Source organism: Aquitalea sp. ASV15 (genome assembly GCF_016429115.1).
In the GTDB taxonomy this organism is placed as follows: domain Bacteria; phylum Pseudomonadota; class Gammaproteobacteria; order Burkholderiales; family Chromobacteriaceae; genus Aquitalea; species Aquitalea magnusonii.
In genome coordinates, this window is sequence record NZ_JAELTZ010000004.1 from 60,920 (window position 1) to 76,432 (window position 15,513).

Genomic DNA, 15,513 nt, shown 5'->3' on the forward strand with positions numbered 1-15,513 from the left:
ATGCCTTCCGCATGCGGAAAACTCAAGCCCTGCCGGGAAAAGATCTGTTCTGCTGGCAGAACAATCCCGCCCGGCACGCCGTGGTCTAGCGGGTGGCCAGCCGTTGCAGGATGTTGGAAAACTCTTCCATATAAGTGTCGAAGCGGGTGGCCAGCCGGTCGACATCGGTGGCAAAGCGGTTATAGGCCACCACGGCCGGAATGGCGGCAAACAGGCCGATGGCCGTGGCCACCAGCGCCTCGGCAATACCCGGCGCCACGGTGGACAAGCTGGCCTGGCCGGCATTACCCAGCCCGATAAAGGCATGCATGATGCCCCACACCGTGCCGAACAGGCCGACATAGGGGCTGACCGACCCCACCGTCGCCAGAAAGGAAGTATGGCTGTCCAGCGCATCCAGCTCGCGCTGGGCGGCAGCGCGCATGGCACGGCGCGAGCCATCCATGATGTCCGACAGCTCGGCGCTGCTGCGGCCGCGCAGCTTGAGGAATTCGGCAAAGCCGGACTGGAAGATGCGTTCCATGCCCACGCTGTCATTGCGCCGGTTGGCATCTTCGTACAGCCGGTTCAGGTCGGCCCCGCTCCAGAAATTGCGCTCGAACTCGTCACTGTGGCGGCGCGCTGCGCGCAGCACGGCAATCTTGTTGAAGATGAGTGCCCAGGACAGCACGGACACCACGGCCAGGCCGGCCATGACCAGCTGCACCACCAGGCTGGCGTTCATCACCAGGCTGAAAATGGAAATCTGCTGCACGATGTTTCCTTGTCAAAAAGTGCGGCCTAGCGCAAGACGCGGCCGCTGGCGAAATCGATGATGGTGGAAGGTTTTCTGCGCTTGCCGATACGGCCTGGCAGGGTCAGTACCGTAGGGCCAAAAGCCTGACGACAGGCCCTTGCTGTCTTTAACGCACGTTGCCCGGCACGGTTGGCCGAGGTCGACACCAGCGCCGTACCCAGTGCCCGGCACAAGGCCGCCGCCTCGCCGTGGGCGGTAATGCGCACGGCAATCTGCTCATGGCGGCCACGCAGCGCAGGTGGCACCTTGTGCGAGGCCGGCAGCAAAAAGGTATAAGGACCGGGCCAGTAGCCGGCAAGTTCCGCCCATTGCGCCGCGGAAAGCGGCTTGACCAGATGGCGGATCTGGCTGACATCGGCGGCGATGACGATCAGCCCCTTGTGGTTTGGCCTGGCCTTCACCGCCAGCACGCGCCGGATGGCGCGCACATCCCCGGGCAGGCAGCCCAGACCAAAACAGGACTCGGTGGAATAGGCAATCACGCCGCCCGCTCGCAAGCGCGCGCGTGCCTGCTGCATCAGGCCGGCCTTGGGCAGGCGGCGACGGGACGACAGCAATGGCAGGTGGGACATCGGCTAGCAAACCACGGAAAAACAGAAGCTGCCATTGTAGCGGCAGCGCCCCCCGCGGCGAAACCGCGATCTGCGGTGGTGTCAGTCTTTCTGGTTAAGATATTTGGCATTGATGCGCGCCAGCGTGCCGTCGCGCTGCATGCCACGCAGCAATTCATTCAGCTGCTGTACCTGGCTGTCCGGCATGGCCGGATTGCAGGCCAGATAGAGCAAGGTGGTGTTGAAGGTGAGCACCGGCCGCACATGGCTGGCATTTTCCCTGGCCAGCAAGGATGCCCCCAGGTATTTGCCGGTGGCCCAGAAGTCGATGCGCCCGGCCAGCAGCTTTTTGACATTGAGCTGGTCGGTATTGGCCAGATCGACATCAAAACCGCGGTCGATCAGGAATTGCGAGGTGGCATCGCCGGCATAACCACCGATCTTGAAAGGCCGGGCATCTTCCAAGGCCAGAATGGCATGCCGGTTGTCGGCACGGGCGTACAGCACCCAGGGGTTTTCCACCAGCGGGCCTATCCATTTGAACTGATGTTCGCGGCTGTCGGTCCGGGTGGTGGAGTAAAGACAGGTATTGGCCTCCAGCACGGTCAGATTGAAGGCGCGTATCCACGGCAGCAAGCTGATACCGTAACTGACGCCCGCGCGGTGGAACAGCTCTTGCACGATCTCGGTGGACAAACCGCTGATGTGGCCACCCTGCCCCACCATATTGAAGGGCGGGTAATCCTCGGTCAGCAGCTTGAGCGCAGCAGCGGCCTGGCCCAGCTGGCTGCACAACAGCAGCAGGCTGGCCAGATAAAGGCGGATGGGCATGGCAGCGGCTCCGGCAAGTGCTCGACCCTTCCAGTCTAGTCACGGGTCCTGCCTGTTGCCAGAAGGGAGACGGCGGCGGCTTGCTGCGATCCGACCTTTGCCGGCTGCGCATGCCAGGCGCAGCAGCGCATGGCCGGGACTTCACTGTTGAAGCGGGCCAGCCAGTAACCGACGCGCCGCCAGCAGCGGCGCTCGTGGCGCATGAAACGCAGCAGGGCATGGCCCCGACTGTCGGGCTCCGGGGGGATGGCGCTTGCATGGTGCTGACAGGACATTTTTCTCTCCACAAGACCGGCGGTACGGATGAAAAAAATATAGCGCCGGGCGGGTGAATATCCTGTCAAGAGAAGGCCGTGGCACATAAAAAAGACGCAAAAAAACGGCAGCCTTGCGGATGCCGTTCACTCACTGCCTGCTGCGGATGGCTTGCGCTTATTTGGGCCGGTTGATGGCCTTGCTGCCAATATCACGACGCAGCTGGCAACCATCGAAATGGATGGCATCGGCCACACCATAAGCCTTGGCCTGTGCCATCTTGACACTGTCACCCAGGCCCACCGCGCACAGCACGCGGCCGCCATTGCTCACCACCTGCTTGCTGTCGTTGAACGCCGTGCCGGCATGGAACACCATGCTGTCGGCAGTTTCGGCCGGCAGGCCGCTGATGACATCGCCCTTGCGCGGTGCTTCGGGGTAGCCGGCGGCAGCCAGTACCACGCCCAGCGCCACGCGGCGGTCCCATTCGGCTTCCACCTGATCCAGCTTGCCGTTGACGCCGGCTTCCAGCAGCACGGTGAAGTCGGACTTCAGCCGCGCCATGATGGGCTGGGTTTCCGGGTCGCCAAAGCGGCAGTTGAATTCGATGGTGAAGGGGTTGCCGTCCTTGTCTATCATCAGCCCGGCATACAGGAAGCCGCTATAGCTGTGACCGTCCTTTTTCATGCCCTGCACCGTCGGCAGGATGATTTCGCGCATCACGCGGTTATGCACCTGCGGGGTGACCACCGGAGCCGGGCTGTATGCGCCCATGCCGCCGGTATTGGGGCCCAGGTCGTTGTCCAGCAGGCGCTTGTGGTCCTGGCTGGTGGCCATCGGCAGCACGTGATCGCCATCCACCATGACGATGAAGCTGGCTTCCTCGCCCTGCAGGAAGTCTTCGATCACCACGCGGGCCCCGGCGCTGCCCATCTTGTTGCCCACCAGCATGTCGTCGATGGCGGCATGCGCTTCGTCCAGCGTCATGGCCACCACCACGCCCTTGCCCGCCGCCAGGCCATCGGCCTTGATCACGATGGGCGCGCCCTTGCCGTCGACATAGGCATGGGCCTCAGCCGCATCGGTAAAGGTCTGGTAACCGGCCGTGGGAATGCCATGGCGCTGCATGAAGGCCTTGGCAAAGTCCTTGGAGCTTTCCAGCTGGGCGCAATACTGGGTGGGGCCGAAGATTTTCAGGCCGGCCGCGCGGAAGGCGTCCACCACGCCGGCAGCCAGCGGGGCTTCCGGGCCGACCACGGTCAGCTGGATGTCCTCGTTGCGGGCAAAGGCGACCAGTTCTTCATTGCTGGTGAGCTGGACATTGGTGAGATTGGGGTCGAGCGCGGTGCCGGCATTGCCCGGTGCCACAAACACCTTGGAGACGCGGCTGGACTTGGCGATACGCCAGGCCAGTGCGTGTTCGCGGCCACCAGAGCCGATTACCAACACTTTCATCTTGCGAGATCCTTCATCGTTGGGCGACAGGCATGTTGCCGTCGCCGGCATTGTGCCGCAGCCATGGTGGGACTACGGTCAGAATTGTACATTCAAGCCGGGGGGAAACGGGTAGTTTCCACTGTTTGCATCCGGCAGCAACTGGCGCTGGCCGCGGACCGGCTTGCCATCGACATGGCCCTGCCAGCGGATGTCCAGCGGGAAGAAACGACCGACCGGCTGGCCGGCTTGTTGCAGCCACTGCCAGTGCACCTGCAGATCGGTCAGCGCCGGGCAGCCATCACCGCCGGCATCACCACACACACCCTTGTTGTCGGCCTGTTCGGTCAGGCGGCCCATGCTGCGGATGTCGCTGGCCACGGCATGGAAAAACTCCACGCTGCTGGCACTGTAGCCTTGCTGGATGTAAGCGCTCTGCATGACCCAGCCCCATTCCTGCGGCCCCAGTTGCACCACCCGGGCGGCCGCGGCCATGCCGTTGCTGCCCATTTCCAGCTGTTTTTCGGTTTGCAGCACGAACTGGCCATCTTGCAAGACAAAGCACAACAGGCGGCTGATGCCGGAGGCGGCAAAGCTGTCCATGCCCTCGCCGGCCGAATCCGCCGTATCCGCCACAAAGGTGGTCAGCAACAGCTGGCGGCCCTGGCCATCACGCGCCAGCTGCAAGGGGCCGAACACGCCGACAAACGGTCCGGGACTATTGCTGGCCTGCGCCTGCAGCTTCCATTGACCCGGCTTGGGGCCGGCCTGCATGCCCTGGTTGCTGCGATAGACCGCCACGGCCTGCTCGGCCAGCCGGTTCAGGTCCGGGGCATGGGCCGCGCCGACCGGCGCAAGCGGAGCCGGCGCGGGCTGCTCCAGCCAGTAGACACCGGCAGCCAGGCCGATCATCAGCACAATCAGCAGCATGGTCTTGTTGGTCTTGGTCACGGCTTCTCCGCCAGGTGCTGGCACAATATCGCAGCCCCCTCCCCGCCGCCACAGCAGCGGGGAGACGGGTACGGCCTAGCGCGGCTAACAAGAGCGTAGCGCCCCTGGGGCAAGGCGGCGCCAGACCGCAACAGGGGTTTTGCTCGCCGTTCTTAGTGGCGGAAGTGGCGCACGCCGGTCAACACCATGGCAATGCCATGCTCGTCGGCGGCGGCGAACACTTCTTCGTCACGCATGGAGCCACCCGGCTGGATGATGGCCTTGATACCCTGCTCGGCAATCACGTCGATACCGTCGCGGAAGGGGAAGAAGGCATCGCTGGAGGCCACGGCACCTTGCAGGCTCAAACCGGCATCCTGTGCCTTGCGGGCGGCGATGCGGGTGGAATCCACGCGGCTCATCTGGCCGGCGCCGATGCCGACGGTCTGACCGTTATTGCAGAACACGATGGCATTGGACTTGACGAACTTGGCCACGCGCCAGGCGAACAGCAGGTCGGACAGTTCTTGCGGGGTGGGTTGACGCTTGGTCACCACACGCAGTTCGTCCAGTGCCACGTTGCGGATGTCCGGGGTCTGTACCAGTACGCCGCCGCCCACGCGCTTCAGTTCGAAGCGGTTGGCACCGCATTCCAGCGGAATTTCCAGCACGCGCACGTTTTTCTTGGCAGCGATGATGGCCTTGGCTTCTTCGGTGAAGGACGGGGCGATCAGCACTTCCAGGAACTGGCCGGTGACCGCTTCCACGGTTTCGGCATCCACCGGGCGGTTGAAGGCGATGATGCCGCCAAAGGCGCTGGTGGTGTCGGTGGCAAAGGCCAGCTTGTAGGCGCTCAGGGTGTCACCGGCCACGGCCACGCCGCAGGGGTTGGCATGCTTGACGATGACGCAGGCGGTTTGGTCGAAGGTCTTGACCGCTTCCCAGGCAGCATCGGCATCCGCGATATTGTTGTAGGACAGTTCCTTGCCCTGCAGCTGACGGTAGCCGGCGATGGTGCCGGCTGCCGGGTCCAGGTCGCGGTAGAAGGCGGCGGACTGGTGCGGGTTTTCACCGTAGCGCATGTCCTGCACCTTGACGAACTGGGCGTTCAGGCGGTTCGGGAAGGCCACGCGTTCCGGCTTGCCGCTCACCACGCCATCGGCCAGGCTGGTCAGGTAGTTGGAGATGGCACCGTCGTAAGCGGCGGTGTGGGTAAAGGCTTTCTTGGCCAGCTCGAAGCGGGTGGTCTTGGCCAGCTTGCCGTCATTGGCCTGCAGTTCGGCGGTCAGCGCGGCGTAGTCGGCGGCATCGGTGACGATGGCGACATGGGCCCAGTTCTTGGCGGCGGAGCGCACCATGGTCGGGCCGCCAATGTCGATATTCTCGATGGCGTCTTCCAGCACACAGTCCGGATTGGCGATGGTGGCTTCAAACGGGTAGAGGTTGACACACACCAGGTCGATATTGCCGATATCGTATTCGGCCATCTTGGCCACATGTTCCGGCAGGTCGCGACGGCCCAGGATGCCACCGTGTACCTTGGGGTGCAGGGTCTTGACGCGGCCGTCCAGCATTTCCGGAAAGCCGGTGTAGTCGGACACTTCGGTCACCGGCACGCCGTTATCGGCCAGCAGTTTGGCGGTGCCGCCGGTAGACAGGATGTGCACGCCCAGTTTGGCCAGTTCCCGTGCGAATTCCAGAACACCGGTCTTGTCGGAGACGCTGATCAGCGCGCGTTCGATTTTGGTCATGTTTCTCTACCACCTTGGCTAATGAATGAAAAAAACTGGTCAAGCTTGGACCTGATGCCGGCATCAGGTCTGGTCCGGCATGTGCTGCACGGGCGGCAGGCACAAAAAAACCGGCCATCCTGTGTGGGGTATGGCCGGTTTATCTTCATATCAAATCATACGACTTCATTTTTTTACGCAGGGTGTTGCGATTGAGCCCCAGCAACTCGGCAGCCCGGGTCTGGTTGCCCTGGGTGTGTGTCAGCACCACCTCTATCAGTGGCTTTTCCACGCAGGCCAGCACCATGTCGTAGATGGAGGCGGGGATCTCGCCGTCCAGATCACGGAAATATTGTTCCATCGCCAGCCGTACCGACTGGGAAATATGTTCGTTGTTTTGCATGTTTATTGTTCTGTCTTCAGCATTTCGTGTGAACACTGCTGCTCCGCCCCGATGTCGGCCCCGGGCACCTTTACCGCCTTGCTGCCCTGCCGGCTAGACCGGCAGCGACTCCTGCGGCAGAGAGTCATATTCCAGCCGCTCGGATTGCGCGGCCAACTGATCAAAGTAGCCGGCCACCGCCTGCCGTTGCGCGCCGGTGTCTTCCAGCTGGTACATCGCCTGGCGAAACTCGTTGGAGCCCCTCAGCCCCCTGGTGTACCAGGCAATATGCTTGCGTGCGATACGGCAGCCGGAGTATTCGCCATAAAAGCCGTACAAATCATCCAGATGTTCCAGCATGATCTGGCTGATTTCACTGACCTGCGGCGGCGGCAACAGCTCGCCGGTGTCAAGGAAATGCTGTATCTCACGGAAAATCCACGGCCGGCCCTGTGCTGCCCGGCCTATCATCACCGCATCGGCCCCGGTGTACTGCAATACCTGCTGCGCTTTTTGCGGGGTATCGATGTCACCGTTGGCAATCAACGGAATGCCGATGCTGGCCTTGACCGCGCGGATGGTGTCGTATTCGGCAGCCCCGCGATACATGTCTTCGCGGGTGCGGCCATGCAGCGCCAGCGCGGCAATGCCGCAGTCTTCCGCCAGCTTGGCCACGCGCAAGGCATTGCGGTGCTCGGGACTCCAGCCGGTACGGGATTTCAAGGTCACCGGTACCTCTACCGCCCTGACCACCGCCTCCAGAATGCGGCCCACCAGCGCTTCGTCGCGCAGCAGGGCGGAACCGGCGGCCACATTGCACACCTTCTTGGCCGGACAACCCATATTGATGTCGATGATCTGCGCGCCCTGCTCGACATTGATGCGCGCGGCCTCCGCCATCTGCTGCGGGTCCGAACCGGCAATCTGCACCGAAATCGGCTCCACCTCGCCGGCATGATCGGCCCGGCGCAAGGTCTTGGCGGTAGCCCACAGCGATTTGTTGGAGGTAATCATCTCCGACACCGCCATGGCTGCGCCCATTTTCTTGCACAGCATGCGAAACGGTCTGTCCGTCACACCGGCCATGGGGGCGACGATCAGCCGGTTTTTCAGGGTATGAGGACCAATGCGCATCAGGGTTTTCTGCGGTCAAACAAGCAAAAGGGCGGCCATTGTAATGCTTTTTTTTTAAGCAGTAAAAACCTTTTTGCTTATTTTTTGAGCAAGGTCGATAGCCAGAAGAAATGGTACAGCCGGGTACTGCGGAAGGGGTGGGGATTGGAAGTCAGCCGATAAGCCGGGTTCTGTCGTTGGACAGTCATTCCTCTAGTACTGCCGTTACCGACAGTCTCAAGCAACCTACCCGGGGACAACGCGAGCCACGTTAACGCCCCCCTATTTGGTCTTGCTCCTGATGGGGTTTAGCCTGCCGTCCGTGTTGCCACGTCCGCGGTGCGCTCTTACCGCACCTTTTCACCCTTACCTGTGCTGACAAGTCAGCCATCGGCGGTTCAGCTCTCTGTTCCACTTTCCGTCGCCTCACGGCGCCCGGCCGTTAGCCGGCATCATGCTCTGCGGAGCCCGGACTTTCCTCCCCGCCGCTGCTTGCGCAGCAGCGCGGCGACTGTCTGTCTGACTTCCAGCCGCCAGTTTACCTGAAGCAGATCAAACACGCGGCATTTTTTCCTGCAGCGAAATAGCATTCATTTATACTAACCGGTCATTTCTGCGGGGTTCGTTTAAGAATGGAGCTTAATCAAGCCAAGCTGTCGCGCTTGCAGCTGCTTGGCACGCTGGTCATCATCTTCTTGCTGGCATTGACGCTGGCAGGCTATTTCCTGCTGACCAGCTGGACGGATTTCCATGCGCGCCAGCAACAGATCGAAGGCGATGCCTACCAGCATGCGCGCGAATACCTGCAAGCCTCCGGCGATCACACGGCGCTGACCCTGCTGGCCCTGCGCGATCACTCCACCGACACCCTCAAGCAACAACTGAAAGAACAAGTCGACCAGGCCTACCATGTGGCCGAAGGCATCTGGCAGCGTGAACACCAGCGTTTGCCGGAAGCGCGGGTCAAGGGACTGATTGTCGAGGCACTGCGCCCGCTGCGCTTTTTCGAAGGGCGCGGCTATTTCTTCATCGACACCATGGATGGACGCTGCGTCTTGCTGCCCACCGCAGCAGAACGCGAAGGCAGTTCGCTGCTGGACAACCGCGACGACCATGGCCGCTACATCATGCAAGCGCTGATCGACTCGGTCAGCAACCCGGAGCGACAAGGCTTCACCGCCTACCGCTGGTATTTGCCGGGCAGCCACAATATGTCGGAAAAAGTGGCCTATTCGCGCCAGTTCACCCCCTATCACTGGGTCATCGGCAGCGGCGAATACATTGCCAATGTCGAGGCCAGCCTGCAGCAACGGGCCATTACCCTGCTCTCCCGCATGCACATGGGGCGTGATGGTGACGATTTCATGGTGGTGGACGAGCAGGGCGTACTACAGTTCTACCCCGCCGACCCTGCCTTGCAGGGCCGGCATTATCTGGCGCTGCAACCCGAGCTGCGCAAGCGGGTGCTGGAAGTCCTGCAGCTGGGCAAGCGTGGCGGCTTCATGGAGTACGCCGTGCCCGAAGCCGGCAGTGCCAAGCCGGTGGCCCACCTGGCCTATGCCCGCCACTTGCCGGGCTGGGAATGGACCATGGTGACGGCCATGCATATCCAGTCCATTCGCGATGGCAGTGTGCAAGCCCGCCAGCAACTGGACCAGCAATTGCTGCGCCGTATCGACACCACCCTGTTGATGACCCTGCTGGCCATGGCCAGTGCCGCGCTGTTTTCCTGGTTCTTCGTACGCTGGATGAATGCACTGGTGGCGCGCTACCAGCAGGATTTGCGCCAAAGCCATGCCGAGCTGGAAGCCAGTGCGCGCGAGCTGCAGCTCAGCCGCTTCATGATCGACCACGCCACCGATCTGGTCGCATTGCAAGCGGCAGATGGCCGGCTGGTCTATGCCAACCGCGCCGCCCTGGATTGCCTGGGTAGTGAAGCAGAAGGACGGCAGCAACTGAAAAAACAGCTGTTTGCCCCGGCCGGCGTCAGCCTGCCGCATACCTTCGAAACCCGGCTGCAATGTCGCCAGGGGCATCTGCACCTGGAAGTCACCCTGACCGGCATCGACTATCACGGTGACAGCTATCTGTGCGCCACCGCCCGCGATATCAGCCAGCGGCACCATGCCGACCGCCAGCAGCGGCTGGCGGCCAAGGTTTTCGAATCCAGCAATGAAGCCATCCTGATCACCGATGCCGACAACCGCATCCTGGCTGTCAACCGTGCCTTCAGCCTGATCACCGGTTTTGACGAGCAGGAGGTGCTGGGGCAGACCCCGGCCTTGCTGGCATCCGGCCAGCACGATGGCGATTTTTATACCCGCATGTGGGACAGCCTGGCCAAACGCGGCCAGTGGTCGGGGGAAATCTGGAACCGCCGCAAAAACGGCGAGGCCTTCCCGGAGTGGCTGAACATCAGCGTGCTGACCGACGAACAGGGGCGGATCACTCACCATGTGGCACTGTTTACCGATATCTCGGAACGCAAGGAGCACGAGGCGCGCATCCAGCATCTGGCGGAATATGATGCCCTGACCGACCTGCCCAACCGCATCCTGGTCAACGACCGCCTGCTGCAAGCCATCCGCCTGGCCGAACGCCATGGCGGCCAGCTGGCGGTACTGTTTGTCGATCTGGATCATTTCAAGAACATCAACGACACCCTGGGCCACAACTGCGGCGATGAACTGCTCAAGCAAGTGGCCGGCCGCCTGTGCGGCGCAGTGCGCGAGCTGGACACCGTGGGCCGTACCGGTGGCGACGAGTTCGTGCTCATCCTGCCGGCCATCGCCCAGCCGGACGAGGCGGCCCAGGTTGCCGAGCGCATCCTGCGCGCCATGCAGGCACCGTTTGATATCGATGGCAATGCCCTGGTGGTGGGCTGCAGCATCGGCATCAGCCTGCTGCCGGGTGATGGCGAGGACATCCAGACCCTGCTGATGAATGCCGATCTGGCCATGTACCATGCCAAGGCGCATGGCCGGAATACCTTCCGCTTCTATACCCGCGAAATGAATACCCAGGTGGCAGACCGCCTGCAACTGGAAAACCGGCTGCGCCGGGCACTGGAACAGGATGAGCTGTTCCTGCTGTTCCAGCCGCAATACGACATCCACAGCCAGGCACTGATCGGCTGCGAGGTATTGCTGCGCTGGCAGGACCCGGTGGAAGGGCTGATCATGCCCGGCCGCTTCATTCCCATTGCCGAAGACAGCGGGCTGATCGTGCCGCTGGGACGCTGGGTGCTGCGTGAGGCCTGCCGGCAGATGGCGCGCTGGCGGGCACAGGGCCTGCCGCTGCCCAAGATCGCCGTCAATGTGTCGGCGCGCCAGCTGGCACGGCTGGACTTCATCGACGAGGTGAGGGATGCGCTGCAAGAGAGCGGCCTGCCAGGCGATTGCCTGGAAATCGAGGTGACCGAAAGCACCCTGATGGAAGACGCCGACCTGGCCTCGCGCCAGCTGGCCATGCTAAAGGCCATGGGAGTCAGGCTATCGGTCGATGACTTTGGCACCGGCTACTCCAGCCTGGCCTACCTCAAGCGCTTTGCCCCGGACACCATCAAGATCGACCGCTCCTTTGTCTGCGACCTGCCCGGCGACAGCGAAGACGCCGCCATCGTGTCCGCCATCATCCACCTGGCGCGGGCGCTGGGCATGAGCACGCTGGCCGAAGGCGTGGAAACCGTGGAGCAATGCGATTTCCTGCGCCAGCTCGGTTGCGGTGGCATCCAGGGCTATCTGCTGGGCCGGCCGCAGGACGCCAGCGCCATTGCCCGCCAGCTAGCGCTGCCGCTCGGCAGCTGACAGCCGCCCATCCACGCCGACCAGCTCGGCCGCCTGTGGCCGCGGGATCAGCAAGGAAGTCAGCCAGGCCAGGCCCACGATGCCCAGGCCGGCCAGCATGCCGCTGGCAGCGGCGGGCACACCCGGCAGCCAGGCTGGCAGCGCAGGCAATACGGCAAAGCTGAGCCCGGCCCCCAGATTGAAGGCAGCTGCGTTCAGGCCGGGCAGCAGCCCCGGATAGCGCGCGGGCGACAGCACCACCCCCAGGCCATTGAGCATGATGTTGGCGGTACCGGCATAGGCCACGCCGGCCAGCAGGCAGGCCGCCACCATCCACCACAGACTGTACAGGCCCCAAACCAGCATCAGCACGATGGCCAGCATGCTGCCGGCCAGGCCCAGCCGCAATACCCGGCCATATCCCCATTGCGGTGCCAGCTGGCCGGCCCATGGACCCACCAGCCAGCCCACCAGCGCATAGGGGGTCAGCAACAACCAGGAAGCGTGATCGGCAGCCAGGCCAAAGCCACTGCCTGCTTGCTGGGCATGGGACATCACCAGCCCGTTGATGATGGCAAACACGCCGCTCATGGTCAGCATGGTGGTCAGCAGCAGGGCCCAGGTACTGCGCTGGCGCAGGATGTCCAGCGCCAGCAAGGGCTGTGGGCTGCGCTGCTCTTGTCGCAGGAACAGGGCCAAGGCCAATGACGCCAGCAAGACCATGCCGCCGATGCCTCCCCACTGGGCAGGGCCAGGCGCCGCCGCCAGGTTCAGCGCCCACAGCAGGCTGGCCAGCGTCAGCACCAGCCACCCCACGCCGGGCCAGTCCATGGCCGCCCCGGCTGACGGGCGCGACTCCGGCGCATACCTGGCTACCAGCACACAGGCCACGGCGGCGACGATGGCAATGCACCAGAATACGGCCCGAAAGCCGAAGTGGGTCGCCAGCAAGCCACCGGCAATGGCATCGATGCCGGCGATGCCGCCATTGACCGCCGTGATCACCCCCATCAGCAGGCCGTAGCGCCGCGGCTCATTCACCTCGTGGTAAAGCATCAGCAGACAGATCGGCACCACCGGGCCGGCTACCCCCTGGATCAGCCGCGCCAGTTGCAGTACCGCGATGGAAGGGGCCACCGCCGCCAGCATGCTGCCGGCCAGCATGATGGACAACATGCCCAGCAGCACCCGCCGCCGGCCCAGCATGTCGCCCAAGCGCGGCAGAAACAGCGAAAACAGGGCGGCCGCGGTGAAAAAGGCCGTTTGCGACAGGCCCACGGCGCCATCGCTGGCCTGCAGCTCGCGGGCGATAGTCACCAGCACCGGGCTGAGCATGCTGGCATTGAGCTGAAACGCCACGCAGGCGGCCACCAGCGCGGTCATCAGGCTGGCAACGCCAGGGCTGGCGCGCTTCATGGCTGCTCCCTGCCGATCTGTTGCAGGGCATCGATGATCATCTGCCAGAAATAATCATGATCCAGCCGGACCGCCACCTGGGTATGGCAAGCGGATGGCGGCGGCGCCCGGAAATCGGCCACGGTCATGCCCAGGGTCAGCGCACCCTGTAGCTCCACATCCAGCGGCACCTTGCGCACCGTCATCACCTGCGGGTCGATGACATAGGCCACGGCACAGGGGTCGTGCACCGGTGGGCTGGCAAAACCCTGTTCCCGGCGGTAGGTCTCGCCAAAGAACAGCAGCAGTTCCTGCACGAAGCGGGCCGGGGCCGTCCCCAGCGCGGCAATGCGCGCCTGCACCGCGGGGGTGGCCAAGGCCTGGTGGGTCAGGTCCAGCCCCACCATGGTAAGCGGCCAGGAGGTATTGAATACGATATGGGCCGCTTCCGGGTCGATCTTGATATTGAACTCGGCCACTGCGCTCCAGTTGCCGGTGTGATAGCCGCCGCCCATCAACACCACCTCGCGCACCCGGCTGGCAATGCGTGGCTCCTTGCGCACGGCCAGCGCGATATTGGTCAGCGCGCCGGTCGGCACCAGGGTGATCTCGCCCGGCGGGTGCCGCATGACCAGCTCGATGATCAGGTCCACCGCATGGCGCGGATCAAGCTGGCGTTGTGGCGGCGGCAAGGATGGCCCATCCATGCCGCTGTCGCCGTGGATGGAGGGTGCCACTTCGATTTCCCGCACCAGCGGGCGCGGGCAACCCGCGGCGATGGGAACCTGGATGCCGGCCAGCTCGGCCACGGCCAGGGCATTGCGCGTCACCTTTTCCAGTGTCTGGTTACCGGCGACCGTGGTGACCGCCAACAGTTCGATGGCCGGGCTGCCATGTGCCAGCAGCATGGCAATGGCATCGTCGTGACCGGGGTCACAATCGAGGATGATCTTGCGGGGCATGGGGTGTCCTTGTGCGGGCGATGGAAACAGGGCTGCCATGGTGCGCCGGCAGCAACGCCGGTGCATGCTGGCTTACGCTGTCGTGGCGGGTCCCAGCCAGTGTTCCACCAGCCGCACCCAGAAACTGGCCGCCAGCGGCAGGGCCTCATCGTTGAAGTCATAGCCGGGGTTGTGCACCATGCAGCCGCCATCACCATCGCCATTGCCGACAATGAAGTAACAGCCAGGCACCTGCTCCAGCCAGTAGGCAAAGTCCTCGCTGCCGGTCAGCGGTGCCAGATCGGCGATGACATTGCCGGCCCCCAGCCACTCGCTCGCCAGCAACATGGCTTGCTGGGTGATGACATCATCGTTGACCAGTACCGGGTAGCCGTGCTGAAACTGCACCTCGGCCCGCGCACCGAAGCCGGCGGCATGCTGCTCGGCCAGCTGGTGGATGCGCTGGTGCAGCAGCTCTCGCACCGCCGGATTGAGGGCGCGCACGGTCAGGCGCAGTTCGGCGCTGGCCGGAATCACATTGGCAGCCTCTCCGGCCAGAATGGCCCCCACGGTCAGCACGGCGGTTTCCAGCGGTGGCACATTGCGCGAGACGATGGTCTGCAATGCCAGCACCAGCGATGCGGCCACCACCACCGGGTCGACCGCGCGTTGCGGCATGGCGCCATGGCCGCCCGTGCCATGGATCAGAATGGTGATGGTATCGGTGGAGGCCATGAAGGCGCCGGCCCGGAAACCCAGCTTGCCCAAGGGGATGCCCGGCATATTGTGCAGGGCGAAAATGGCATCGCAGGGAAAACGCCGGAACAGCCCGTCGTCCAGCATGCGCTTGGCTCCGGAGCCGCCATGCCCCTCTTCGGCCGGCTGGAAAATCAGATGCAGGGTGCCGGCAAAGCGCCGGCTGCGCGCCAGCTCGCAGGCGGCGGCCAGCAGGATGGCGGTATGGCCATCATGGCCGCAGGCATGCATCTTGCCGTCTATCTGGCTGGCCCAGGGCAGGCCGGTTTCTTCCTGGATGGGCAGGGCGTCCATATCGGCTCGCAGACCGATGGTCGGCCCGCGTCCACACTGCAGTGTCGCCACCACCCCGGTGCCGCCGATTCCCTCGGTGAGCTGGTAGCCCCAGCCCTGCAGCTTTTCCATCACCAGCCGCCGGGTATTGAACTCCTCGAAACCCAGTTCGGGATGGGCATGCAGCTGGCGACGCAGGGCCACCATTTCATCGTTGATACGCAGGATGCCGGGCAGGATGGCGTTATGCATGGAAACAGTCTCCGCAGTCAGGTACAGGACTGCAAAGACTGTGAGAAAACCGCTGCCGGGCGATACCGGGACAAAGTGCAGGAGCCCCC

12 protein-coding genes and 1 other RNA gene are annotated in these 15,513 nt (G+C 63.5%); 1 reads left to right on the top strand and 12 read right to left on the bottom strand.

The window, feature by feature from the left end:
* Positions 1–85 precede the first annotated feature (85 nt).
* From tolQ to rnpB, 9 genes are all read right to left on the bottom strand, one after another.
* Positions 86–745, bottom strand: a complete 660-nt coding sequence (gene tolQ, locus JHD64_RS02790; protein WP_370540924.1) for a protein TolQ — start codon at positions 743–745, stop codon at positions 86–88.
* A 35-nt stretch (positions 746–780) separates the two neighbouring features.
* Complete coding sequence (locus JHD64_RS02795) at positions 781–1,368, bottom strand: L-threonylcarbamoyladenylate synthase (RefSeq protein ID WP_233170303.1); 588 nt, start codon at positions 1,366–1,368, stop codon at positions 781–783.
* An 81-nt stretch (positions 1,369–1,449) separates the two neighbouring features.
* Entirely contained in the window at positions 1,450–2,178 is a 729-nt protein-coding gene (locus JHD64_RS02800) for an ABC transporter substrate-binding protein (protein ID WP_199052180.1), read from the bottom strand.
* 432 nt (positions 2,179–2,610) lie between these two features.
* On the bottom strand, positions 2,611–3,888 hold the full coding sequence (gene purD / locus JHD64_RS02805; RefSeq protein ID WP_199052181.1) for a phosphoribosylamine--glycine ligase: 1,278 nt from the start codon (positions 3,886–3,888) through the stop codon (positions 2,611–2,613).
* 78 nt (positions 3,889–3,966) lie between these two features.
* Complete coding sequence (locus JHD64_RS02810; RefSeq protein ID WP_199052182.1) at positions 3,967–4,818, bottom strand: hypothetical protein; 852 nt, start codon at positions 4,816–4,818, stop codon at positions 3,967–3,969.
* Between the two features lie 152 nt (positions 4,819–4,970).
* Positions 4,971–6,548 (bottom strand): bifunctional phosphoribosylaminoimidazolecarboxamide formyltransferase/IMP cyclohydrolase, encoded by a 1,578-nt coding sequence (gene purH / locus JHD64_RS02815; RefSeq protein ID WP_199052183.1) that lies wholly within the window; start codon positions 6,546–6,548, stop codon positions 4,971–4,973.
* 145 nt (positions 6,549–6,693) lie between these two features.
* Positions 6,694–6,930: a helix-turn-helix domain-containing protein gene (locus JHD64_RS02820; protein ID WP_045845804.1), complete on the bottom strand. Its 237-nt coding sequence runs from the start codon at positions 6,928–6,930 to the stop codon at positions 6,694–6,696.
* A gap of 93 nt (positions 6,931–7,023) precedes the next feature.
* Positions 7,024–8,043 (bottom strand): tRNA dihydrouridine synthase DusB, encoded by a 1,020-nt coding sequence (gene dusB / locus JHD64_RS02825; RefSeq protein WP_199052184.1) that lies wholly within the window; start codon positions 8,041–8,043, stop codon positions 7,024–7,026.
* Between the two features lie 143 nt (positions 8,044–8,186).
* Positions 8,187–8,549, bottom strand: an RNA gene (gene rnpB / locus JHD64_RS02830) — RNase P RNA component class A.
* A 105-nt stretch (positions 8,550–8,654) separates the two neighbouring features.
* Between rnpB and JHD64_RS02835 the strand changes: the two genes are divergently transcribed.
* Positions 8,655–11,828: an EAL domain-containing protein gene (locus JHD64_RS02835; RefSeq protein ID WP_199052185.1), complete on the top strand. Its 3,174-nt coding sequence runs from the start codon at positions 8,655–8,657 to the stop codon at positions 11,826–11,828.
* Here JHD64_RS02835 and JHD64_RS02840 read toward each other — a convergent pair.
* The 3 genes from JHD64_RS02840 to JHD64_RS02850 all read right to left on the bottom strand — a co-directional run bounded on the left by JHD64_RS02840 (position 11,805) and on the right by JHD64_RS02850 (position 15,424).
* Entirely contained in the window at positions 11,805–13,223 is a 1,419-nt protein-coding gene (locus JHD64_RS02840; protein ID WP_110313588.1) for an MFS transporter, read from the bottom strand. The two genes, JHD64_RS02835 and JHD64_RS02840, sit on opposite strands and share 24 nt — an antisense overlap.
* Entirely contained in the window at positions 13,220–14,164 is a 945-nt protein-coding gene (locus JHD64_RS02845) for a nucleoside hydrolase (RefSeq protein ID WP_199052186.1), read from the bottom strand. Before JHD64_RS02845 ends, JHD64_RS02840 begins: the two co-directional genes overlap by 4 nt.
* 72 nt (positions 14,165–14,236) lie before the next feature.
* Positions 14,237–15,424: a M20 aminoacylase family protein gene (locus JHD64_RS02850; RefSeq protein ID WP_199052187.1), complete on the bottom strand. Its 1,188-nt coding sequence runs from the start codon at positions 15,422–15,424 to the stop codon at positions 14,237–14,239.
* Positions 15,425–15,513 lie beyond the last annotated feature (89 nt).